The sequence below is a fragment of the Amycolatopsis kentuckyensis genome, assembly GCF_041679295.1.
GTDB classification, from domain to species: Bacteria; Actinomycetota; Actinomycetes; order Mycobacteriales; family Pseudonocardiaceae; genus Amycolatopsis; species Amycolatopsis kentuckyensis_A.
On record NZ_JBGDMD010000010.1, the window covers coordinates 370,148 to 390,662 of the forward strand.

The 20,515-nt window shown below is 71.4% G+C and carries 20 protein-coding genes; 9 read left to right on the forward strand and 11 right to left on the reverse strand.

The window, feature by feature from the left end; translation table 11 throughout:
* Nucleotides 1-104: 104 nt before the first annotated feature.
* Nucleotides 105-497 (reverse strand): Lsr2 dimerization domain-containing protein, encoded by a 393-nt coding sequence (locus tag ACERZO_RS38150; RefSeq protein WP_372670829.1) that lies wholly within the window; start codon nt 495-497, stop codon nt 105-107.
* A gap of 141 nt (nt 498-638) precedes the next feature.
* Between ACERZO_RS38150 and ACERZO_RS38155 the strand changes: the two genes are divergently transcribed.
* Nucleotides 639-2,033, forward strand: a complete 1,395-nt coding sequence (locus ACERZO_RS38155; protein WP_372670831.1) for a dihydrolipoyl dehydrogenase family protein — start codon at nt 639-641, stop codon at nt 2,031-2,033.
* A 3-nt stretch (nt 2,034-2,036) separates the two neighbouring features.
* Here ACERZO_RS38155 and ACERZO_RS38160 read toward each other — a convergent pair whose 3' ends face one another.
* Nucleotides 2,037-4,556, reverse strand: a complete 2,520-nt coding sequence (locus ACERZO_RS38160; RefSeq protein WP_372670833.1) for a hypothetical protein — start codon at nt 4,554-4,556, stop codon at nt 2,037-2,039.
* 239 nt (nt 4,557-4,795) lie between these two features.
* Here ACERZO_RS38160 and ACERZO_RS38165 point away from each other — a divergent pair, with 239 nt between their 5' ends.
* Both ACERZO_RS38165 and ACERZO_RS38170 read left to right on the forward strand, forming a co-directional pair.
* On the forward strand, nt 4,796-5,299 hold the full coding sequence (locus ACERZO_RS38165) for a DUF3145 domain-containing protein (protein WP_143168778.1): 504 nt from the start codon (nt 4,796-4,798) through the stop codon (nt 5,297-5,299).
* Nucleotides 5,300-5,330: 31 nt separating this feature from the next.
* On the forward strand, nt 5,331-5,924 hold the full coding sequence (locus ACERZO_RS38170) for a hypothetical protein (RefSeq protein WP_372670835.1): 594 nt from the start codon (nt 5,331-5,333) through the stop codon (nt 5,922-5,924).
* 46 nt (nt 5,925-5,970) lie between these two features.
* On the opposite strand, the gene ACERZO_RS38175 is transcribed toward ACERZO_RS38170, so the two are convergent.
* The 6 genes from ACERZO_RS38175 to ACERZO_RS38200 form a co-directional block, all read right to left on the reverse strand.
* Nucleotides 5,971-7,221, reverse strand: coding sequence for a beta-ketoacyl-[acyl-carrier-protein] synthase family protein (locus ACERZO_RS38175; RefSeq protein WP_372670837.1), 1,251 nt, complete (start codon nt 7,219-7,221; stop codon nt 5,971-5,973).
* 28 nt (nt 7,222-7,249) lie between these two features.
* Nucleotides 7,250-7,495, reverse strand: coding sequence for an acyl carrier protein (locus ACERZO_RS38180; RefSeq protein WP_004559006.1), 246 nt, complete (start codon nt 7,493-7,495; stop codon nt 7,250-7,252).
* Nucleotides 7,496-7,569: 74 nt separating this feature from the next.
* Complete coding sequence (locus ACERZO_RS38185) at nt 7,570-8,553, reverse strand: beta-ketoacyl-ACP synthase III (protein ID WP_372670839.1); 984 nt, start codon at nt 8,551-8,553, stop codon at nt 7,570-7,572.
* Nucleotides 8,550-9,473, reverse strand: coding sequence for an ACP S-malonyltransferase (locus ACERZO_RS38190; RefSeq protein ID WP_372670841.1), 924 nt, complete (start codon nt 9,471-9,473; stop codon nt 8,550-8,552). The genes ACERZO_RS38185 and ACERZO_RS38190 overlap by 4 nt, the downstream gene beginning before the upstream one ends.
* Nucleotides 9,474-9,659: 186 nt before the next feature.
* On the reverse strand, nt 9,660-10,022 hold the full coding sequence (locus tag ACERZO_RS38195) for a VOC family protein (protein ID WP_372670843.1): 363 nt from the start codon (nt 10,020-10,022) through the stop codon (nt 9,660-9,662).
* 83 nt (nt 10,023-10,105) lie between these two features.
* Nucleotides 10,106-11,320, reverse strand: a complete 1,215-nt coding sequence (locus tag ACERZO_RS38200; protein ID WP_372670845.1) for a PucR family transcriptional regulator — start codon at nt 11,318-11,320, stop codon at nt 10,106-10,108.
* 129 nt (nt 11,321-11,449) lie between these two features.
* Here ACERZO_RS38200 and ACERZO_RS38205 point away from each other — a divergent pair, with 129 nt between their 5' ends.
* The 5 genes from ACERZO_RS38205 to ACERZO_RS38225 all read left to right on the forward strand — a co-directional run bounded on the left by ACERZO_RS38205 (nt 11,450) and on the right by ACERZO_RS38225 (nt 16,161).
* Nucleotides 11,450-12,358 carry an ABC transporter ATP-binding protein gene (locus tag ACERZO_RS38205; protein WP_372670847.1) on the forward strand — a complete coding sequence of 303 codons (909 nt, stop codon included), beginning with the start codon at nt 11,450-11,452 and terminating at the stop codon, nt 12,356-12,358.
* Nucleotides 12,359-12,381: 23 nt separating this feature from the next.
* Nucleotides 12,382-13,575, forward strand: a complete 1,194-nt coding sequence (locus tag ACERZO_RS38210; protein WP_372670909.1) for an ABC transporter permease — start codon at nt 12,382-12,384, stop codon at nt 13,573-13,575.
* 261 nt (nt 13,576-13,836) lie between these two features.
* A complete protein-coding gene (locus ACERZO_RS38215) occupies nt 13,837-14,610 on the forward strand; it encodes a mechanosensitive ion channel family protein (protein ID WP_372670849.1) in 774 nt (257 codons plus the stop codon).
* Between the two features lie 147 nt (nt 14,611-14,757).
* Complete coding sequence (locus ACERZO_RS38220; protein WP_372670851.1) at nt 14,758-15,471, forward strand: MOSC domain-containing protein; 714 nt, start codon at nt 14,758-14,760, stop codon at nt 15,469-15,471.
* Nucleotides 15,472-15,525: 54 nt separating this feature from the next.
* Complete coding sequence (locus tag ACERZO_RS38225; RefSeq protein WP_372670853.1) at nt 15,526-16,161, forward strand: nicotinamide mononucleotide transporter family protein; 636 nt, start codon at nt 15,526-15,528, stop codon at nt 16,159-16,161.
* Here ACERZO_RS38225 and ACERZO_RS38230 read toward each other — a convergent pair.
* Nucleotides 16,142-17,758 (reverse strand): L-lactate permease, encoded by a 1,617-nt coding sequence (locus ACERZO_RS38230; protein WP_372670910.1) that lies wholly within the window; start codon nt 17,756-17,758, stop codon nt 16,142-16,144. The two genes, ACERZO_RS38225 and ACERZO_RS38230, sit on opposite strands and share 20 nt — an antisense overlap.
* Before the next feature lie 125 nt (nt 17,759-17,883).
* Complete coding sequence (locus ACERZO_RS38235; RefSeq protein ID WP_372670855.1) at nt 17,884-18,477, reverse strand: TetR/AcrR family transcriptional regulator; 594 nt, start codon at nt 18,475-18,477, stop codon at nt 17,884-17,886.
* Nucleotides 18,478-18,559: 82 nt separating this feature from the next.
* Here ACERZO_RS38235 and ACERZO_RS38240 point away from each other — a divergent pair, with 82 nt between their 5' ends.
* Nucleotides 18,560-19,303: an SDR family oxidoreductase gene (locus ACERZO_RS38240; RefSeq protein WP_372670857.1), complete on the forward strand. Its 744-nt coding sequence runs from the start codon at nt 18,560-18,562 to the stop codon at nt 19,301-19,303.
* Here the strand turns inward: ACERZO_RS38240 and ACERZO_RS38245 are convergent.
* A complete protein-coding gene (locus tag ACERZO_RS38245) occupies nt 19,300-20,511 on the reverse strand; it encodes an alpha-hydroxy acid oxidase (protein WP_372670911.1) in 1,212 nt (403 codons plus the stop codon). The two genes, ACERZO_RS38240 and ACERZO_RS38245, sit on opposite strands and share 4 nt — an antisense overlap.
* Nucleotides 20,512-20,515 lie beyond the last annotated feature (4 nt).

A 20,515-nucleotide genomic window follows, 5' to 3' on the forward strand; every position in this document is an offset into this window, starting at 1 on the left:
CCCCAATGTGGCCTTCGGTGCGTCAGACGCACCGAAGGCCACATTGGGTGCGTGAGACGCAACCAAGGCCACATTGGGGCGCTCGGGGGTCTGTCTACTGTGGACTATTCAGGGGCCGAAAACGTGACGCCGGGGACCTTCCGCGCTGTCGCCCGCGTGGTCTTCTTCGGCTCCGCCGCCTTGCGCGTGCGGGTCGTCTTCGCGGGCTCGGCCTTCGCCTTGGTGGTCTTCTTCGGCTCGGCCTTGGCGGTCACCTTCTTCGGCGCCGCCTTCGCCCGGGGCCGCTTCGCGCCCGGGACGATCCGCGGCCGGCGCTTGCGGCCGCCCGTGCGGCGGCCGGCGTCGGCGTAGCGTTGCAGCAGCTCGCGCAGCGCGTCGGCGTTGGCGAAGGAGAGGTCGATGTCGTAGTCGATGCCGTCCAGCCCGAACCCGACGGTCTCCGCCGCGGGCTCGCCGGTCAGATCATCCAGCACCTGCACAGCCGTGTTCCTGGCCACGACAAACCTCCCGTGCTCCGAACGTGGGTGTTTCGCGCGCACCGGAGCCGACGGCACCCCGGGCCGCCGATACCTTGCAGCTTCGAAGACGAGGATAGCCGCTGGCTTGCGCGAACTCGCGTGGTGGTGTGCGCTGATGCCATGTCCGGACAGACTTTTGACGTAGTGGTGATCGGCGCGGGCCCGGTGGGGGAGGTGGCCGCCGAGCGGGCGGCCCGGGGAGGGCTCGAGGTCGCGCTCGTCGAGCACGAGCTCTTCGGCGGCGAGTGCTCCTATTGGGCCTGCATCCCGAGCAAGGCGTTGCTGCGGCCGGGAAACCTCCTGGCCGCGGCGAAGCGGATCCCCGGCGTGCCGGTCGGCGACCGGCTCGACCCCGCGGCGGTGTTCGCGCGCCGAGACTGGTTCACCGGCAAGGGCGACGACACCGGCCAGGTCGAATGGGCGCGCGGTGCCGGCATCGAGCCGATCCGCGGGCACGGCGTGCTCACCGGTGAGCGGGAGGTCACCCTCGACGGCGACCGCGTGCTGACCGCGCGGCACGCGGTGATCGTGTGCACCGGCAGCGTGCCGAGCAAGCCGTCGATCCCGGGGCTCGACACGATCCGGCCGTGGGGCTCGCGGGAGGCGACGTCGGCGGAGTCGGTGCCGCGGCGCCTCGGCGTCCTCGGCGGCGGGGTGGTCGGCGTCGAGATGGCGCAGGCGTTCGCCACGCTCGGCTCGGAGGTCCACCTGGTGATCACCGGCGAGCGCCCGCTGCCGAAGAACGCCGCGTTCGCCGGCGACCTGGTGCTGCACGGGCTGCGCGAAGCCGGCGTGTACGTGCACACGGAGTCGGGCATCGAGCGGGTCGCCGCCGGTTCCGGTGGTACCGAGCTGACGCTGAAGGACGGCGAGACGGTCGTCGTCGACGAGCTGCTGCTGGCGACGGGCCGGCGTCCCGCGACGGCCGGGCTGGGCCTGGCCGCGTTCGGGGTCGAGGAGGGGCGTGCGCTGGAGGTCGACGACACCGGCCGGGTGTCCGCAGTGGACGGTGGCTGGCTGTACGCGGCGGGCGACGTCACCGGCCGCGCCCCGCTGACCCACCAGGGGAAGTACGGCGCCCGCGCGGCGGGCGACACGGTGGCGGCGCTGGCGGCGGGGACGTTCTCGTCGGCTTCGCCGTGGAGCAGGTTCACGGCGACGGCCGACCACCACGCGGTACCGCAGGTGGTGTTCACCGACCCGGAGGTGGCGGCGGTCGGGCTGGCGGACGCGCGGCCGGGGTCAGCCGACCGAGTCGTCGACATCGACATCGCGGTGGCGGGCTCGTCGCTGCACGCGGACGGCTACACGGGCAAGGCCCGGATCGTCGTCGACACCGAGCGGAACGTCCTGCTGGGTGTGACGTTCGTCGGCCAGGACGTCTCGGAGCTGCTGCACTCGGCGACGATCGCGATCGTCGGGGAGGTGCCGCTGGACCGGCTGTGGCACGCGGTGCCGTCGTTCCCGACGATCAGCGAGGTGTGGCTGCGGCTGCTGGAGGCGTACGGGCTCTGAGGGTCATTGGGCGGGCAGGTCGAGGGCGGCCTGCACGGCCCGGGTGAGGCCGGGATCGTCCGAAGTGGACGGTCCCGGCGTCCAGACGGCTTGGACGAGCCGCACGGAGGTGCCGTCGACCTTGGAGGCGTAGGCGGCGTTCTCGAAGCGCGGAGCGGGCGTGGGGCCCCACTTGCCGGTCTCGGTGGCGAGGTCGAGCACGCCGCCGCCACCGGGTGTGTCGGCAACGGCCTTGAAGGCGGCGGCTTGGGCGGCATCGCCGAACTCGACGATCCCGATGGTGACGGCGGCCGCCCGCCCGTCGATGTTCGCGGCGTAGGAGGCGCGCCGGACCCCGGAGCAGCTGGTCTGCTGCAGGCTGGCTTGGGCATCGCCGAAGGCGTGGGAGGCACAGCGCTGATCGCGATCGGCGGCGCGCAGGGAGAACTGCAGGCTTCGCGCGACGGGGGTGCTGGTCTGCGGTGGCGGCTGGGTGGCGGGGGAGGGCGGGACGGTGGGGGCGGCGGTGTCGGTGTTGCTGTCTGAGGTGGCCACGAGGATGGCGGCGACTACCAGGGCGACCAGGAGTGCGATCGCGGCCAGGGGGATCCAGCGGACGGTTTTCGAGGTGGGGGCGGGTTCGCGCGGGGTTGGGCGCGGGGTGGGGAAGGGGGGCGGTGAGTCCGCTGGGGGCTGTGGGCTGGTGGCCGGTGGCTGTGCGTGGGTGGCTTGGGGGGTGGCCGGTGGGGTGGGTTGGGTCGGCTCGGCTTGGTTGGGCTGCTCGGTCTGGGTGGGTCGCGTTGGCCCGGTCTGGGTGGGCCGCTCGGTTTGGGTGGGTCGCGCTGGTTCGGTGTGGGTAGGTCGCTCGGTCTGGGTGAGTCGGGTCGGCCCGGTGTCGGTGGGCCGCTCGGTCTGGGTGGGTCGGGCCGGCTCGGCTTGGTCGGGCCGCTTTGGCGTGGTCGGCCAAGGGGCGGCGGCCGCCCCGGCTGCGGTGGTGAGGTTCTCGGTTCGCTCGGTGTCGTCGGCAAGAGCACTCGGCTGGGTGGAATCTGCCGGCCGAGGTGGCACGGCACCTGGGAACAGCGGAAGGGCGGGAGCGGCCGGCGCGGGGAGCTTCTCGGTGCGTTCGAAGTCTTCCGGAGACGGGAGCTTTGCGGTGCGTTCGAAGTCTGCCGGAGACGGGAGCTTTTCGGGGTGCTCGGAGTCCGCCGGAGACGGAAGTTTTTCGGTGCGTTCGGAGTCTTCCGGAGGCGGCAACACTTCGGTGTGCTCGGATTCCGTGGCCAAGGCGGATGCCTCGGGGTTCGGCGGAGCCGAGGCGAGCTCAGCTTCCGGCGCAACCAGAGTTCCGGCGGCGACCTCAGAGTCCTCGGCGGGCGATGGCGCCGGTTCGGCTTCGTCGGGGAACGGAGTTTTGGTATGCCATCCGGCGCTGTCCACAGTGGGCGAACTCGGCTCGGCCGCGCCCGTGTCCGGCACAGCGGGAGCTGCAGCCGGGGAATCTTCCGCGGGTGAACTCGGCTCGGCGGTAGGCAAGGTCGGCTTGGTTGCCGGCGACTCGTTGGTGGGTGAACTCGGCTCCGTCGAGCCATTGGCCGGCGAGGTTGGCTCGGGGCCCGCAGACGCACCTTCGGCGGGCGTGCTTGGTTCGGCTGAGCCTGAAGTCGAAGGGGCGGAAGCCGAGCCGGCCGCTGTTGCCGAACCTTGGGCTGGGCTTGCGCTCGTTTCAGCCGAGGTGGCGGAGCCGGTGGCCGGGCCGGAAGCCACAGCCGCCGGGAGGGGCCCGGCCGGGCTTGTGCTCGCCACAGCCGAGCCGGAGGAGTCGGTCGCGACCGCACCCGCCGCGCTCGCTTGGCTCGGGACCGCCGGTCCACTGTCCCAAAGGGACTCCGGCGGTGAATCGTCCGAAAACCGGCTGAATCCCTCCCCCAGCAGCACCTCGTCCGAAAACTCCGGTGCCTCCGGCGCCAACCCCCGGATCAACGCCCGCACCTGGTCCACCGACCGGGGCCGGTGCGCCGTCGCCAACGACACCGTGGCCGCCAGCATCGTCGTCGGTGTCGGGTGCAGCACACGAACCGGTCCCGCCAGGTCCGTTGCCGGCTGGTCGACCGTCTCCACGTACGGTCCTACCGCGACTATCGTCCCCACCGGGCCCGTTCCCGGGACCAGCTCGACTATCCGCTGCTCGCACGCCTGGGAGATGTCCAGTGCTTCCGTCGCCGGGTTGATCGCGTCGTCGTCGGCGACCAGTGGCCAGCCGTCCGCCTTCCATGCGGCTCCGAGGGGGGCCTCCAACCGCAGGGCCGGGTCCGGGAGGTCCACGCCGATCACGATGATCACGCCGTGGGGGAGCAGGACCACCGCCTCGATCGGGCGCTCGGTCACCGAGCCGACGCCCACCAGCGCGATCCCGCCGATCACGGTGCTTCCGCGACCGAGGGACGCCAGCGCCGCCCGGACGTCGTCGGCGACCCGGGACTGCTGCCGCTCCAGGCGCACCAGTCGCACCGAAACCCCTCCCTGCTCGTCGTTCCGGGTCATCACGCTAGCGCGCCCGGCCCAGCGAACCGTGCGACACGGGGAAGACGCGGCCGCGTGCCCTCCGAAAGTGGTGCCCCGGGTGACTTGTGGTGTTCATGTGGCCAAACAGCACGGTTGGGGTGCAGAATGTGCTACAACGCATCGGAGGCGGCATTCGGGAGCCGCGCTGAGGCCGCACCGCAGCTCGAGTCAGGGCGTAGGGGAAGACGTCCCTCGTCGAGCAACAAGCGGAGGTAGCAGTGAGCACCCGTGGCAGCACCCGAGGTGTGGTGTACGTCCACTCGTCGCCGTCTGCGGTGTGTCCGCACGTCGAGTGGGCTATTTCGGGCACCCTGGGTGCCCGCGTTGACCTGAAGTGGACGGCGCAGCCGGCCAGTCCGGGTCAGCTTCGCGCCGAGTGCGGCTGGCGCGCGCCCGCGGGCACCGGCGCCAAACTGGCGGCCGCGCTCAAGGCGTGGCCGATGATTCGGTTCGAGGTGACCGAAGAGCCCAGCGCGGGCGTCGACGGCGAACGGTTCTGCTTCGCGCCCGGCCTCGGCCTGTGGCACGGGCGGACCAGCGCCAACGGCGACATCGTGGTGGGCGAAGACCAGCTGCGCGCCCTCGTCGCCATGACCCGCGGGGGTGAGTCCCTCGCGCACAAGCTCGACGAACTCCTGGCCGCGAGCTGGGACGAGGCGCTCGAGCCCTACCGCCACGCCGGCGACGGCGCGCCGGTGACCTGGCTGCACCAGGTCGGCTAGCCGCGGGACGGGGGCCGGTACGCTCGGCGGCGTGACCACCCCCGCCCCCAGCTCCCGCCAGCGCTGGCTGGTGCCCGTCGTGGTCGTGGTGCTTTCCGTGACCGTCGGCGCGGGCCTGCTCGCGCGCGAGCTCTACCGCCGGCCCGACCAGCCCGCCGGCGAATCCACCGCGGCCTCGTCCACGCCGTCGTCGGCCGGCAACGGCGCGCCGGCCGTGACGGGCGTCATCGGGATGACCGACGACGCGAAGAACCACCCGCAGGCCGACGCCGTGCGCAAGACGCTGGAGACGTACTTCTCGGCCATCAACGACCTCGACTACACCCAATGGCAGACGGTGGTCAGCGAAGCGCGCCGGCGCAGCAAGACCTCGGTGGACTGGAAGAAGGACTTCCAGTCCACAAAAGACAGCGAGATCCTCGTCTACCGCATCGAGCGCGGTGCGGGACAGTCGCTGCGGGTGCTGGTCGCCTTCACCAGCACGCAGGACCTCCAGCACGCCCCGGCGGACCTGCGTGCGACGTGCCTGCACTGGCGGCTGGTCCTGCCCATGGTCGTGGAGGACCAAGCACTCCGGATCGACACCGTGGACCCCGGACCTTCACCCGAGCTCGAAAAGTGCTGAAAAAGGGGCCCGGCCGAAGCCGGGCCCCTTTTCCGTCAACGAGAACTCAGGCCGCCGGGGTGAACAGCAGCGCGGTGTTGTGCCCGCCGAAGCCGAACGAGTTGCTGATCGCCGCGGTCAGCTCCACCTTGCGCGCCTCGCCCGACACGACGTCCAGCTGGACCCGCGGGTCCTGGTCGGTCAGGTTCAGGGTGGCCGGCACGATGCCGTGGTAGAGCGAGAGGATCGTGATGATCCCCTCGACCGCGCCGGCGCCGCCGACGAGGTGACCGAGCGCGCCCTTCGGGGCCGTCACGACCGGGTGATCCCCGACCGCGTTGCGGATCGCCGCGGCCTCGCCGATGTCACCGACCACAGTGGACGTCGCGTGGGCGTTCACGTGCCCGACGTCCGCGGCGGTGACGCCGGCCATCTTCATCGCCGCGCGCATCGCGGCGATCTGGCCGAGACCCTCGGGGTGGTTGCCGGTGATGTGGTAGGCGTCCGAGGTGATGCCGTGCCCGGCGATCGTCGCGTAGATGCGCGCCCCGCGGGCCTTCGCCTGGTCGGCGCGCTCGAGGATGACCACGCCGGAGCCCTCGCCGAGGACGAAGCCGTCCCGGCTCGCGTCGAACGGCCGCGACGCGCTCGCCGGGTCGTCGTTGCGGGTGGACACGGTGCGGGCCTGGGCGAAGCCGGCCAGCGTGATCGGGTGGATGCACGCTTCCGCGCCGCCCGCGATCACGACGTCGGCGCGGCCGGAGCGGATCATCTCCACCCCGCTCGCGATGCCCTCGGCACCCGAAGCGCAGGCCGAGGCCGGGGAGTGCACCCCGGCCCGCGCCTTCAGGTCGATGCCCACGTGCGCGGCCGGGCCGTTCGGCATCAGCATCGGCACGGTCAGCGGCGACACCTTGCGGAGACCCTGCTGGTGCAACAGATCGTTCTGGGTGAGCAGGGTGACCGGACCGCCGACACCCGTGCCGATCGACACGCCGAGGCGGTCGGGGTCGACGTCGGTGTGTTCGTCGGTCGGCTCGGAGTACCCCGCGTCGGCCCACGCCTGGCGGGCGGCGATCAGCGCGACCTGCTCGCAGCGGTCCATCCGGCGGGCCTGGACCCGCGGCAGGACCTCGGCCGGGTCGACGGCCAGCTGACCGCCGATCTTGACCGGCAGCTGCAGCTCCTCGACCCAGTCGGCCTCGATCGTCCGGATCCCGCTCCGTCCGGCCAGCAGACCGTCCCAGGTGGACGTGACGTCCCCGCCGAGCGGTGTGGTGGCGCCGAGACCGGTGATCACGACGTCGATGTTGCTCATGGGAGTCTCCTCAAGGAGGGAAGAGGACTTACTTCGAGTTGGCCGACACGTAGTTCACCGCGTCGCCCACGGTCTTGAGGTTGGCGAGCTCGTCGTCCGGGATCTTGACGCCGAACTTGTCCTCGGCCTGCACGGCGATCTCGACCATCGACAGCGAGTCGATGTCCAGGTCGTCCACGAACGACTTCTCGGCGGTGACGTCGTCCTGAGCCACACCGGCCACCTCTTCGACGATCTCGGCGAGGCCGGCGAGGATCTCAGCGTTGTCAGCCATGGGGTTGTTCCCTTCTCGGTCTTTCTGGGGGTCTGTTGCCCTCGGGCGAATGCCCGCGGGGAGCGTAACGGTGATCAGGGGCAGACGAACGCCTGCCCGGCGTAGGACAGGCCCGCGCCGAACCCGACCGCCAGCACCACGTCGCCCGGCTTCGCCGTCCCGGCCTTGCGCATGTGGTCCAGCGCGAGGGGGATGGACGCCGACGAGGTGTTGCCGGAGTACTTGATGTCGTCGGCGACGACCATGTCGTCGCGGGCACCGTTGGCCCGCAGCTTCTTCGCGATCGCCTCGACGATGCGCAGGTTCGCCTGGTGCGGGATCAGCACGTCCACATCGGACGGCTTGAGCCCGGCGGCCTCCAGCGCCTGCATCGCGATCGGCGCGATCTTCGTGGTCGCCCACCGGAAGACCGACTGGCCCTCCTGGTAGATGTACTTGTCGTCGCGCATGTAGATCAGGTCGACCAGGTCGCCCGCGCTGCCCCAGGTGACCGGGCCGATGCCCGGCTCGTCGGACGCGCCCACGACCGCGGCGCCCGCGCCGTCGGCGAAGATGATCGCGTTGGCCCGGTCGACCGGGTCGACCGAGTCGGTGAGCTTCTCGGCGCCGATGACCAGGACCTTCTTCGCCGAGCCGGCGCGGATGAGGTCGGAGGCGACGCCGAGGCCGTAGCAGAACCCGGCGCACGCGGCGTTGAGGTCGAACGCGCCGGGGCTGGGGATGCCGATCCGCGCCGCGACCTGGGCGGCGGCGTTCGGGATCAGCGTCGGCATGGTGCAGTTCGGCAGGATCACCGTGTCCACTTCGGACGGGTCGACCCCGGCGTCGGCCAGCGCGGCGGTGCCGGCGGCGACGGCCATGTCGGTGAGCAGCTCGTCCTTCTCGGCGAACCGGCGCTCCACGATCCCGACGCGGGTCTGGATCCACTCGTCGTTGGTCTCCATGATCTGCGACAGGTCGTCGTTGGTGACGACCTTTTCGGGCTGGTAGCTGCCGACGCCCAGCACGCGGCTGCCGCGTGAGCCGGCGTTGAGGCTCAGGGTGGGTCGGTCGGTCACGAGGCGTCCTCCTGGCGCAGCGCGGCCAGCTCGGCCGGCGTCTTCAGCGCGGTGGTAGTGGTGACGACACCCTTGAGCTGGCGCTTGACCAGGCCGGTCAGCGTGCCCGCGGGCGCGAGTTCGACGGTGCGGGTGACGCCGAGGGACACCAGGCCGTCCATCGTCAGGTCCCAGCGGACCGACCGGGTGACCTGCGCGACGAGGCGGTCCAGGTACTCGGCCCCGCTGGTGACGACGGCGCCGTCCGCATTGGACAGCAGCGGGCGCGTCGGGTCGGCCGGGGTCAGCTCGGCGGCGTGGGCGCGCAGCGCCTCCTCGGCGGGCGCCATGTACTGCGTGTGGAACGCCCCGGCGACCTTGAGGGCGCGGATCTTCGTGCCTTCCAGGGGCTCGGCGACGATCTTCGCGATGGCGTCGGCGGCACCGGAGGCGACGATCTGCCCCGCTCCGTTGCGGTTCGCGGCGGTCAGGCCCTGTGCTTCCAGCCACGCGACGACCTGCTCGGGGTCACCGAGCATGACCGCGGCCATCGACGTCGGTTCCAGCGCGCACGCCTTCGCCATCTCGGCGCCGCGGACGGCGGCCAGCGCGACGGCGTCTTCGGGCCGCAGCACCCCGGCGATCGCGGCGGCGGCGAGCTCCCCGACGGAGTGCCCGGCGACCGGCGCGTCCGCGGGGACCGGCGCGGTGGCCTGGAGGTGCTCGAAGGTGAGCAGCGACAGCGCGACGATCAGCGGCTGCGCGACGGCGGTGTCCTGGATCTCGTCGGCGTCCGCCTCGGTGCCGAGGCGGAGCAGGTCGAGGCCCGCGCGCTCGGACCAGCGGGCGACGCGCTCGCGCGCGCCGTCGAGGTCGAGCCAGGGCGTGAACATACCGGGGGCCTGGGACCCCTGACCGGGAGCGAGGACTGCTGCTGTCACCCTTCAAGACAACACGGGAGAGGGGCTTTCCCGGGATGCCGACGTTCACAGTGTCTGCCCGGCGTCTTTGTCGGAAACCTCCAAAGACGCGCCGCAGAAGCTCGCGCGTAACCCGGATGCCTTGTCGGGTTCAATCACCTTTCGCTGTTAAGTCCATCACGTGACGGCCGTCTCGGGAAGGGCCGTTCAGCCCAGCTCCTCGGCGAGCGCGACGATGAGGCCCTCGGGGCCGCGGACGTAGGCGAGCCGGTGGCTCTCGCCGTACCGGACCACTTCGCCCAGGAGCTCCGCGCCGGGCGGGCGCAGCCGGGCGAGGACGCCGTCGAGGTCGGCCACGGCGAACATGACGCGGCGGATCCCGAAGGCGTTCACCGGCTGGGCCGGCCCGGCGGCGGGGGAGGCCGGGCTGTGGAACTTCATCAGCTCGAGCCGGCCGTGGCCGTCCGGGGTGCGCACCACGGTCAGGTCGCACCGGACGCCGTCGAGGGCGACGACGGCCGCCAGGTCGTCGACCACGATGCCGACGTTGTCCATCCGCTGGATCGCCACGGTTCACTCCCGTCCCGCGCGGCCCTCGTGGCCGCTTCCGCGCCGGGGACGGAGCCGGTGCCCCGTTCTCGACACGCGCCGGGTCACCAGATCCCGCGGGCCCTCGCGAGCCGTCCGACGGTGAGCGCGATCCGCAGCACCAGCGCGTCCCGCGGGTCGGTCGCTTGGCAGCCGGTCAGGTCCGCCGCCTTCCGCAGCCGGTACCGGACGGTGTTCGGGTGGACGAACAGCGTCTTCGCGCACGTCTCCAGCACGCCGCCGCTCTCGAGGTAGGCCTCGACCGTGCGCTGCAGCGTGGGGCCCGCCTCCTCCAGCGGCCGCGCGATCTTGTCCACCAGCAGGCGTTCCGCCTCCGCGTCGCCGGACAATGCCCGCTCCGGCAGCAGGTCCGCCGACCGGACCGGCCGGGGCGCGCCCGGCCAGCCGACCACCGCGCGCAGCCCCGACAACGCCTCGATCGCGCTGTGGTGCGCCTCGGCCAGGGTCGGCACGGTCGGACCGGCGACCACCGGGCCCTCGGCGAACGCCACCGCCATCCGGGCGAGGATCTCGCGTTCCTTCACGCCGCCGTCGGTCGGGCCGCCGACCACGACCACCAGCCGGGAGCCCTGGACCGACAGCAGCACCGGGCGGCCGACGCGGGCCGCGCGGCTGCGGACCTCGAACACCACCGTCGGCGGGTCCTCCGACGGCGGGTTGCCCACCAGGACCGTCGCGTTCGCCGACGGTTCCCAGCCCAGGGCCGTCGCGCGGGAGAGCACGGACTCCTCGGCGTCGCCACGGACGATCCCGTCGACGACGAGTGCCTCCAGGCGGGCGTCCCACGCGCCGCGCGCTTCGGCCGCCGCCGCGTAGGAGTTGGCCGCCGCGAACGCGATTTCCCGGCCGTAGCGCAGGATTCCCTCGATCAGCGCCGCGCGTTCGGCCTCGTTCGCGGCGAAGTCGGGCAGCTGCTCTTCGAAGACCTCGATGGCCAGGCGCACCATGCCGACCGCCTGGCGCAGGCTGACCCACCGCGACAGCTCGGCCGGCGCGTCGCGGAACGCCTCGGTCGTCAGCTTCAGGGCCTCCTTCGAGTCCCGCAGCCAGTCGACGAAGCCCGCGGCGCCCGCCTGGGTGATCAGCAGCACGCTCGCGCGCTGGTCGGCGGGCAGCCGGGCGAACCACGGCAGCCGCCGCTCCATCACCGCGATGCTCGCGCTCGCCAGGCTGCCGGACGCGTGCTCCAGCCGCCGAAGCGTCTTCGCGGAGAGTCCGTGGTGCTTCGGCACCCGGCGCGGGGAGGTGGTTCCATCCATGGCGGACGCGATCCTACGTGCTTCGCAACTTTCGTAGCCGCAGGTGGCAACGCCCGGCGGTGGGCAGTGCGTGTACGGGGTGCCTAGGATCACGGGCGGGGGAACAGGGATGGAAACGGGGGAACCGGAATGACCGGTTTAGAGATCGACAGGGTCTCCAAACGCTACGGCGACGTGGTCGCTTTGCGGGAAATGACGTTCGATGTCCGGCCCGGCGAGCTTTTCGGTTTCGTCGGGAGCAACGGCGCCGGAAAAACGACGACCATGCGCATCGCGCTGGGCGTGCTTTCCGCCGACGGCGGCGAAGTCCGCTACGACGGCGAGCCGGTGACGCACGAAACGCGCCGCCACATCGGGTACATGCCCGAGGAACGCGGCCTCTACCCGCGGATGAAGGTCGCCGAGCAGCTGACCTACCTCGCGCGGCTGCACGGCATGCCCGCCGCCGACGCGCGGAAGTCGGCGGAGAAGTGGACCGAACGGCTCGGCGTGGCCGGCCGCCGCGACGACGAGGTGCAGAAGCTGTCGCTGGGCAACCAGCAGCGCGTCCAGCTGGCCGCGGCGCTGGTGCACGAACCGCGGATCCTGGTGCTCGACGAGCCGTTCTCCGGCCTCGACCCGGTCGCGGTCGACGTGATGAGCCAGGTGCTCAAGGAAAAGGCCGCCGAGGGCGTGCCGGTCGTGTTCTCCAGCCACCAGCTCGACCTCGTGGAGCGGCTGTGCGACCGGGTCGGCATCGTCCGGAGTGGACAGATGGTCGCCAAGGGGACGGTGGACGAGCTGCGGGCCGGCGGTGCGGTGCGGTTGCGGGTCGACGCGCCCGAGGCCGCCGACGGCTGGGCCGACGGCCTGGCCGGGGTGAAGGTGCTCGGCCGGACGGGCCCGGTGACCGAGCTCGAGCTGGGCGACGGCGCCGACGACCAGGCCGTGCTCAAGGCCGCGCTGGCCACCGGGCCGGTGCGCGAGTTCGCGCGCGAGCAGCCTTCGCTGACCGAGCTGTTCCGTTCCGTCGTGACGACCGAGGAGGTCCCGGCGTGAGTACCCCCGTTCCGGACGTCCGGATGAGCCCGACCGCCGCCGTCGGCCTGGTCGCCTCGCGCGAGATCAGCACCCGCGTGCAGTCGAAGGCCTTCCGCGTCGCCACCGTCGTCATGCTGCTGCTGATCGTGGTCGGCATCGTGCTGCTCAAGCTGATCTCCGGCGGGAGCGACGCCGACGCGAAGGTCGGCTACACCGCGGCCACCGCCGGGTTCTCGGCGCCGCTGAAGGCGTCCGGGCAGGCCGTCGACGAGAACATCGAAACCACGCAGGTCGCCGACGAGGCCGCCGGGCGCGCGAAGCTGGCCGACGGCTCGCTCGACGCGCTGCTCACCGGCGACGGCAGGAGCGTGCACGTCCAGGTCAAGAAGGACCTCGACGGCAAGCTCGCGAACGTCCTGCAGCTGGTGGCCCGCCAGGTCGCGCTCGACCAGCAGATCACCGCGCTCGGCGGGAACCCGGCGCAGTTCGAGGGCGCCGTCGCGAGCGCGAAGTTCGTCGAGGACCCGCCGCTGGAGGAGCCCTACGACTACAACGGCCAGCAGCTCGTGCTGGGCATCGTGGCCGGCATCCTGATCTACCTCTCGCTGATGATCAACGGCCAGACCGTCGCGCAGGGCGTCGTCGAGGAGAAGACGTCCCGGGTGGTGGAGCTGCTGCTCTCGACGATCAAGCCGTGGCAGCTGATGGCCGGGAAGGTGCTCGGCATCGGCGTGGTCGGGCTCATCCAGATGCTGGTGATCGGGGTCGGCGGCGTGGTCACCGGCCTGGCGACCGGCACGCTGACCATCTCCGTCTCGGCGGCCGTGGGCACGGTCGTCTGGCTGGTCGTGTGGTACCTGCTCGGGTTCTTCATGTACTCGATCGTGTTCGCCGCGCTCGGAGCGCTGGTTTCGCGGCAGGAGGACGTCGGCGGCGCGACGATGCCCGCGTTGATGTTCGTGATCGCCGGGTACGTGATCGGCATTTCCGTGCTGCCGTCGGATCCGGGCAACACGTTCGTCGAAGTGCTTTCCGTGATCCCGGTCTTTTCGCCGACGCTGATGCCGATGCGGCTGGCGATGGGCGGGGTGCCGGTGTGGGAAGCGGTGGTGTCGGTGGGGCTGGTGGTGCTGATGATTCCGGGCCTGATCTGGCTGGCCGCGCGGATCTACCGGAATGCGGTCATGCGCACCGGCGCGAAGGTGAAACTGCGCGACGCGCTGCGCGCCGCCTGACGTTCGCCGAACGTTCACCCGGCCCTCGGACACCCCGTGTCCGGGGGCCGGTCCGTTGTTCCCGGTAAATGCTCGAGGCCGCCCGGCGCTCGCGGTTTTCGCTGCGCCGGACGGCCTCGTCTCCCCGGTCCCCACCGGTGAAACCAGTATGGCCACGGGTGATCTTCGCGCGCCAGTCGTCTCACTCGATCGTGGGGCGCACGAGTTGCCGCCCCTGGGTACTTGATCGACGATCCGGTGCAAATCCGTGGAGGGAGTCGTATGGGCGAGCAACTGAAGGACGGGCTCGGGCAGGCGTGGAACATGGTGGCCACGTTCGTCCCGAAACTCGTGGGATTCTTGATCATCCTGCTGATCGGCTGGTTGATCGCGAAAGCCGTCTCGAAAGGGCTGGCGCTCGTGCTCGGGAAAGCCGGTTTCGGGAAACTGGTCGAGCGGACCGGGCTGAGCGGGAAGATCGGGCAGCAGAAGATCGACGCGACGGGGATCCTCGTCAAATTGGTCTACTACTTCATCCTGCTGATCGCGCTGCAGCTGGCGTTCGGGGTGTTCGGGCCGACCAACCCGGTGAGCCAATTGCTCAACGACATCATCGCGTTCCTGCCGCGGATCGTGGTCGCGCTGGTGCTCGTCGTGGTCGCCGCGGCCATCGCGAAGGTCGTGCGTGACGTCGTCGCGTCGGCGCTGTCCGGCCGCGGCGCGGCCCGGCCGCTGTCGCTGGGCGCCTACTGGCTGATCATGGCGTTCGGCATCATCGCGGCGCTCGGCCAGGTGAACATCGCGACGGCGATCACCGGCCCGGTGCTGATCGCGGTGCTCGCGACGATCGGCGGCGTGATCGTCGTCGGCTTCGGCGGCGGCCTGATCAAGCCGGCCCAGGACCGCTGGCGCGGCTGGATGGCGAACATGGAGCACCAGCTGGAGACGCCGAAGCAGCGCACCGGCGAGATGGGCACCGCCGAGCGGCCCCGGACACCGGTGGGGGCGGACAACACCCCGACGCCGCCGGCGGGCACCCCGCGTCCCCAGATCTGAGCCGGGACGCGAGCGCGGCCGGGCCCGGCGGACGAGGAAGCCGCCGGGCCCGGCCCGCGTTCCGGAGGTCTTGAATGAGTCATTCAGGACCTCCGGAGACCTGAATGACTCATTCAAGACGTGTCGGCGGGCCGTTACGCTGGTCCGATGGGGGTCGTGGCGGCGCTGTGGCGCTATCCGGTGAAGTCGATGGCGGGCGAGCGGCTGACCGAGGTGGCCGTCGGCGAGCGCGGTCTCGACGGCGACCGCCTCTACGCCGTCCACGACGCCGACGGCAAGTTCGGCAGCGGCAAGAACTCCCGCCGGTTCCGGCGGATGCCCGGTCTGCACGAGTTCGCCGCGCGCTACGACGGTGACGTCCCGGTGGTGACCCTCCCCGACGGCCGCGAGGTCCGCGGCGGCACCGCGAGCGCGGAAATCGCCGCCGCGCTGGGCCTCCCGGGGGTCGAGCTGGCGAAGGAAGCCGACGTCCCGCACCACGACGAAGCACCCCTGCACCTGGTCACGACGTCGTCGCTGGCGTGGCTGGCCGAGCGCGCGCCCGGTGTCGCGCTCGACGAACGGCGGTTCCGGGCCAACGTCCTGCTCGACACCGGTTCGGCCCCCGAGCTCACCGAAGAGGCCTGGGTGGGCGAGCGGATCCGGCTCGGCGAGGTCGAGCTGGAGGTCCTCCGCAAGGCCGTCCGCTGCGTGATGGTCGGGCTGCCGGCCGACGGGCTGCCGGCCGCGCCCGGGTTGCTCAAGACGATTTCCGACGTCAACGACGTCACTTTCGGCGTCCAGACCCGCGTCGTCCGCGGCGGGACGCTGCGGCTCGGCGACGTCCACGAAGTGGGATGTTCCGCGCCTCACAGTCTCTAGGGAATTCACCCCCCGCGGAGCATGTTTGATGCGGTAGGACGAAAGGGGCGTCAGGTGGATTTCCTGCTGCACCACGGAATCACGGTGCTCGGTCAGTGGATCTCGATCGCGGAGCTCGCCGGGCAGGTGTTCGCGCTGGCGGTCGTGTTCCTCGCGCAGCGTCGCACCTTGTGGACGTGGCCCGTGCAGGTCGGGGCCACCGTGCTGCTCTTCGCCGTCTACGCCTCCGCGCACCTCGGCGGGCTCGCCGCCCGCCAGGTCGCCATCCTGGCCATCTCCGTCTACGGCTGGTGGGCCTGGACCCGCCGCCAGGACCCCGTCTTCGGCGTGGTCGTCCGGCAGGGCCGGCTCGTCGAACGGCTGGCCATGCTCGGCGCCTTCGTCGCCGGCACCACCGTGATGGCCCTGGTCCTCGACGCGCTGAACGCGTCCTGGGCGCCCTGGCCGGACGCCGCCATCTTCGTCGGCACGCTCGTCGCCTTCGGGGCGCAGGGCGCCGGGCTGGTCGAGTTCTGGCTGGTCTGGCTGGTCGTCGACGCGATCGGCGTGCCGCTGCAGATCTCGTCCGGGCTGTACTTCTCGGCCGCGATCTACATCGTTTTCGCCGGGCTGGTCATCCACGGCTGGTGGAGCTGGAACCGCTCGGCCAAGCGCGTCGCCGGACGTCAGGTCATGGCAGCATCCAGCTGAGCACCGCCGTGCTCTGGCCGAGCACGATCAGGCACATCACCAGCAGCAGTCCGACGCTCCACGGCAGCACCTTCCGCAGCAGCTTGCCCTCCTCACCGGGCAGGTTCGCCGCCACGCAGGCGATCGTGAGGTTCTGCGGGGAGACCATCTTGCCGAGGACGCCGCCGGAGCTGTTGGCCGCGGCCAGCAGGTCGGCGGCCAGGCCCGTCTTGTTCGCCGCCGTCACCTGCAGCGCGCCGAAGAGCGCGTTGGCCGAGGTGTCCGAGCCCGAGACGGCGACGCCGAACCAGCCCAGCACCGGCGACAGGAACGCCAATCCGGCGCCGGCGGCCGCGATGAACGTGCCGATCGTCGTCGTCTGGCCGGACAGGTTCATCACGTAGGCCAGCGCGAGCACCCCGGTCACGGTGAGGATCGCGAACCGCAGTTCCTTCACCGTGGCCAGCCACTCCTGCGCGGTGCCGCTCGCCGAGACGGCCAGGATCGCGGCCGTGATGAGGCCGGCGAGCAGCACGAGCGTGCCGCCGGTGTTGAGGAACGGCAGCGAGAACGTGTTGCCGGACACGGGTTTCCCGTTCGGCCCGGCGACGTTCAGGCCCGGCCAGTGGAACTTCCAGGTCGCCTTGTCCAGCAGCTTCTTGATCGGCGGCAGCACGGCGAGGGAGAAGATCACGATGATCAGCGCGTAGGGCAGGTACGCCTTGACGACGTCGTTGCGCGAGTCTTCCGGCGGTGCTTCTTCGGTCGCCGTCCCGCCGGTGCCGATGCTGATCCGGACGGCTTCGGGCACCGGGCGGCGGCTCTGGGGGAGCGCGACCAGCGCGGCGGCGCCGGCGAGCGCGGCGCCGATGTCGGCCAGCTGCGGTGCCACGTAGTTGGACGCGAGGAACTGCACGAGCCCGAACGCGATGCCGCAGACCAGCGCGGGCAGCCAGGTGTCCTTCAGGCCGCGCTTGCCGTCGACGATGATCACCAGCAGCAGCGGGACGACCAGCGCGAGCAGCGGCGTCTGGCGGCCGACGATCGAGGAGACGTCCTGCAGCGGCAGGCCGGTGACCTGCGCGAGCGTGACGACGGGCGTGCCCATCGCGCCGAACGCGACCGGCGCGGTGTTCGCGACGAGCGCGACGACCGCGGCCTTCACCGGGTGGAAGCCGACGGCGACCAGCATGACGGCGCTGATCGCGACCGGCGCCCCGAAGCCGGCGAGGGCCTCCATGAGCGCGCCGAAGCAGAAGGCGATGATCAGCGCCTGGATCCGCGGATCGTCGGAGACGCGGCCGAACGAGCGGCGCAGGACGTCGAAGTGCCCGGTCCGCACGGTGAGCCGGTAGATCCACAGCGCGTTGACGACGATCCACATGATCGGCCACAGCCCGAACGCGGCGCCCTGCAGCGCGCCGGAGACGGCTTGGACGATCGGCATGCCGTAGGCGGCGATCCCGACGACGAGCGCGACGAGCAGCCCGATCAGGGCGGCGTGGTGCGCCCGCATCCGGACGGCGCCGAGGAGCACGAGGACGGTGGCGAGCGGCAGCACGGCGACGAGCGCCGACAGGCCGAGCGAACCGAGGGGAGTCACGTCTTGGGTGTACACGGCCTGCACGAACACGGGCGACCTCCGTTTTCCACGATGCGAAAACGGCCTTTCGGCGAGTGCCCGAGATCTTCGTCACAAACCAGGCGGTCCGTCAAGAAGTTGAGACCGGTTGGCCCAACGGGTCAGGAACTGACCGGCAGCACGGCCAGGGCGGTCTCGGCGATGCCGCGCAGGTCGGCCTGGTCGCAGCCGCCCTTGCCCAGGGCCTCGATGCCGCGCATGGTTGCCAGCAGGAGGCCGGCCAGCCGGGCCGGTTCGTGGCCCTCGGCGATGTCGCCCGCGCGCTGAGCGGCCGCGACGCAGGACGTCAGCAGGCTGTTCAGCTCGCGGAACGCCTGGCGGGCGCGGGCCGCGATCTCGGGGTCGTGCTCGGCGCACTCGGCGGCCGCTTTCGCGATGAGGCAGCCCCGGTGGATGTCGTCCGCGGCGACGGATTCGGCGTCGGCCAGGACGTAGTCGCGGAGCCGCTGGTAGGCCTCGTCGTCGGGGCCTTCGAGCTTGCGGCGCGCGCCCTCGACCGCCGTGGTGCAGTGGTCGTCGAAGACGCGCACGAACAGGGCGTGCTTGTCGCCGAAGGCGCCGTAGAGGCTGCCTTTGCCGAGCCCGGTCGCGGCGGCGATGTCGTCGATCTTCGTGCCCGCGTAGCCGGTCGACCAGAACCGGTCCCGCGCGGTGCGCAGGACCGCGCCTTCGTCGAAGCTCCGCGGTCTCGCCATGGCTCCAGGATAGGCATTCTTGACTATCTCGTCCAGAACGGCGTAGGTTCTGGACGAGATAGTCAAGAACTCGGAGGGCATCGTGAACCTGGAGAGCAAGACAGCGCTCGTGACCGGCGGCGGAACCGGGATCGGTCTGGGCATCGCCAAGCGCTTCGCGGCGGAGGGCGCCCATGTCGTCATCACCGGGCGGCGCAAAGAAGTGCTCGACGACGCCGTCGCCGAGATCGGCGGCTCGGTGCAGGCGATCCGCGCCGACTCCTCGAACCTCGCCGACCTCGACGAGGTCTACCGCGCGATCGCCGAGCGCGGCCGTGGCCTGGACGTCGTGGTGGCCAACTCCGGCGGGGGCGTTTCAGCTCCGCTGGGCGAGATCACCGAGGAGCAGTTCGACGCGACCTTCGGCACGAACGTCAAGGGCGTGCTGTTCACCGTGCAGAAAGCCTTGCCGCTGTTGAACGAGAAGGCGTCGATCATCATCACCGGCTCGACGACGTCGACGCGCGTGGCGCCGGGCATGAGCCTCTACGCCTCGACGAAGGCCGCCGTACGCAACTTCGCGCGCACGTGGGCGCTCGACCTGCAGGGTCGCGGGGTGCGTGTCAACGTCCTGAGCCCCGGGCCGACGCTCACCCCGGGCCTGCTCGGCCTGGCCGAGCCCGGCGCGCAGCAGGCGATGGTGGAGCGGATGGCGAGCGCGGTCCCGCTGGGCCGGCTCGGCGACCCGGCGGAGATCGCGGCCGCCGCGCTGTTCCTGGCCACCGACGAGGCGAGCTTCGTCAACGGCGTCGAGTTCTTCGTCGACGGTGGCCAGGCGCAGGTTTAACGCAAGGTCGCGTGCGAGGGCGTCAGGTCCTTGAGCGTCCGGACGCCCAGCAGCTGCATCGTGCGGACCATCTCCGTCCGGAGGATGTCGACGCACCGCTGGACCCCGCGCTCGCCGCCGGCCATCAGGCCGTACAGGAACGCGCGGCCGACCAGCACCGCGTCCGCGCCGCGCGCGATCGCCGCGACGATGTCGCCGCCGGACAGGATGCCCGTGTCGATCCAGACCTCGGCGCCGCCCTGGACCTCGTCCAGCACCGCGGGCAGCAGCTCCAGCGGCGTCGGGGCGCGGTCGAGCTGGCGGCCACCGTGGTTCGAGATGAGCACCGCGTCGGCGCCGTGCTTCACGACGTCGCGGGCGTCGTCGACGTTCTGCACGCCCTTGACGACCAGCTTCCCGGGCCAGGTCTGGCGGACCCAGTCGAGGTCGTCGAAGTTCAGCGTCGGGTCGAAGAGCTTGTTCAGCAGCTCGGCGACGGTGCCGTCGAAGTGGCTGAGCGAGGCGAAGTTCAGCGGCTCGGTGGTGAGCAGGTTGAACCACCACGCCGGGTGCGTCGCGCCGTCGAGGAACGTCTTGAGCGTCAGCGCCGGCGGGATCGTCAGGCCGTTGCGGACGTCGCGCAGGCGCGCGCCGCCGACCGGGGTGTCCACGGTCAGCATCAGCGTGTCGAAGCCGTTTTCCCACGCCCGATTCATCAGATCTTCGCCGGCGCCGTGGTCGCGCCAGACGTAGAGCTGGAACCACTTGCGGGCCCCCGGCGCGGCCGCCGCCAGGTCTTCGATCGACGTCGTCGCCATCGTCGAGAGGCCCATCGGGATGCCGTTGCGCTCGGCGACGCGGGCCACCGCGATCTCGCCTTCGTGCTGCATCATCCGCGTGAACCCGGTGGGGGCGAAGGCGAACGGCAGGGCCGAGGTCTTGCCCAGGATCTCGCGGGTCGTGTCCACATCGGACACCCCGCGCAGGACGTTCGGGTGGAACTCCACCCGGCGGTACGCCTGCCGCGCGCGGCGCAGGCTGTCCTCGAGCTCGGCCGCGCCGTCGGTGTAGTCGAAGGCCGCCCGCGGGGTGCGCTTGCGCGCGGCCATCCGCAGGTCGGCGATGGTGTGCGCGTTCGCCAGCCGCCGTTCGGTCGGGTTCAGCACGATCGGCTTCGGCCGCAGGATCTGCTTCAGCTCATCCGGTTTGGGCAGCCGGCGCTTCGTCACCTTC

Bases quoted from the DNA above. Each gene is read 5' to 3' on its own strand.
- ACERZO_RS38155 (WP_372670831.1), top strand. From the start codon at position 639: ATGTCCGGACAGACTTTTGACGTAGTGGTGATCGGCGCGGGCCCGGTG.
- ACERZO_RS38160 (WP_372670833.1), bottom strand. From the start codon at position 4,556: ATGACCCGGAACGACGAGCAGGGAGGGGTTTCGGTGCGACTGGTGCGC.
- ACERZO_RS38175 (WP_372670837.1), bottom strand. From the start codon at position 7,221: ATGAGCAACATCGACGTCGTGATCACCGGTCTCGGCGCCACCACACCG.
- ACERZO_RS38180 (WP_004559006.1), bottom strand. From the start codon at position 7,495: ATGGCTGACAACGCTGAGATCCTCGCCGGCCTCGCCGAGATCGTCGAA.
- ACERZO_RS38200 (WP_372670845.1), bottom strand. From the start codon at position 11,320: ATGGATGGAACCACCTCCCCGCGCCGGGTGCCGAAGCACCACGGACTC.
- ACERZO_RS38205 (WP_372670847.1), top strand. From the start codon at position 11,450: ATGACCGGTTTAGAGATCGACAGGGTCTCCAAACGCTACGGCGACGTG.
- ACERZO_RS38210 (WP_372670909.1), top strand. From the start codon at position 12,382: ATGAGCCCGACCGCCGCCGTCGGCCTGGTCGCCTCGCGCGAGATCAGC.
- ACERZO_RS38215 (WP_372670849.1), top strand. From the start codon at position 13,837: ATGGGCGAGCAACTGAAGGACGGGCTCGGGCAGGCGTGGAACATGGTG.
- ACERZO_RS38220 (WP_372670851.1), top strand. From the start codon at position 14,758: ATGGGGGTCGTGGCGGCGCTGTGGCGCTATCCGGTGAAGTCGATGGCG.
- ACERZO_RS38235 (WP_372670855.1), bottom strand. From the start codon at position 18,477: ATGGCGAGACCGCGGAGCTTCGACGAAGGCGCGGTCCTGCGCACCGCG.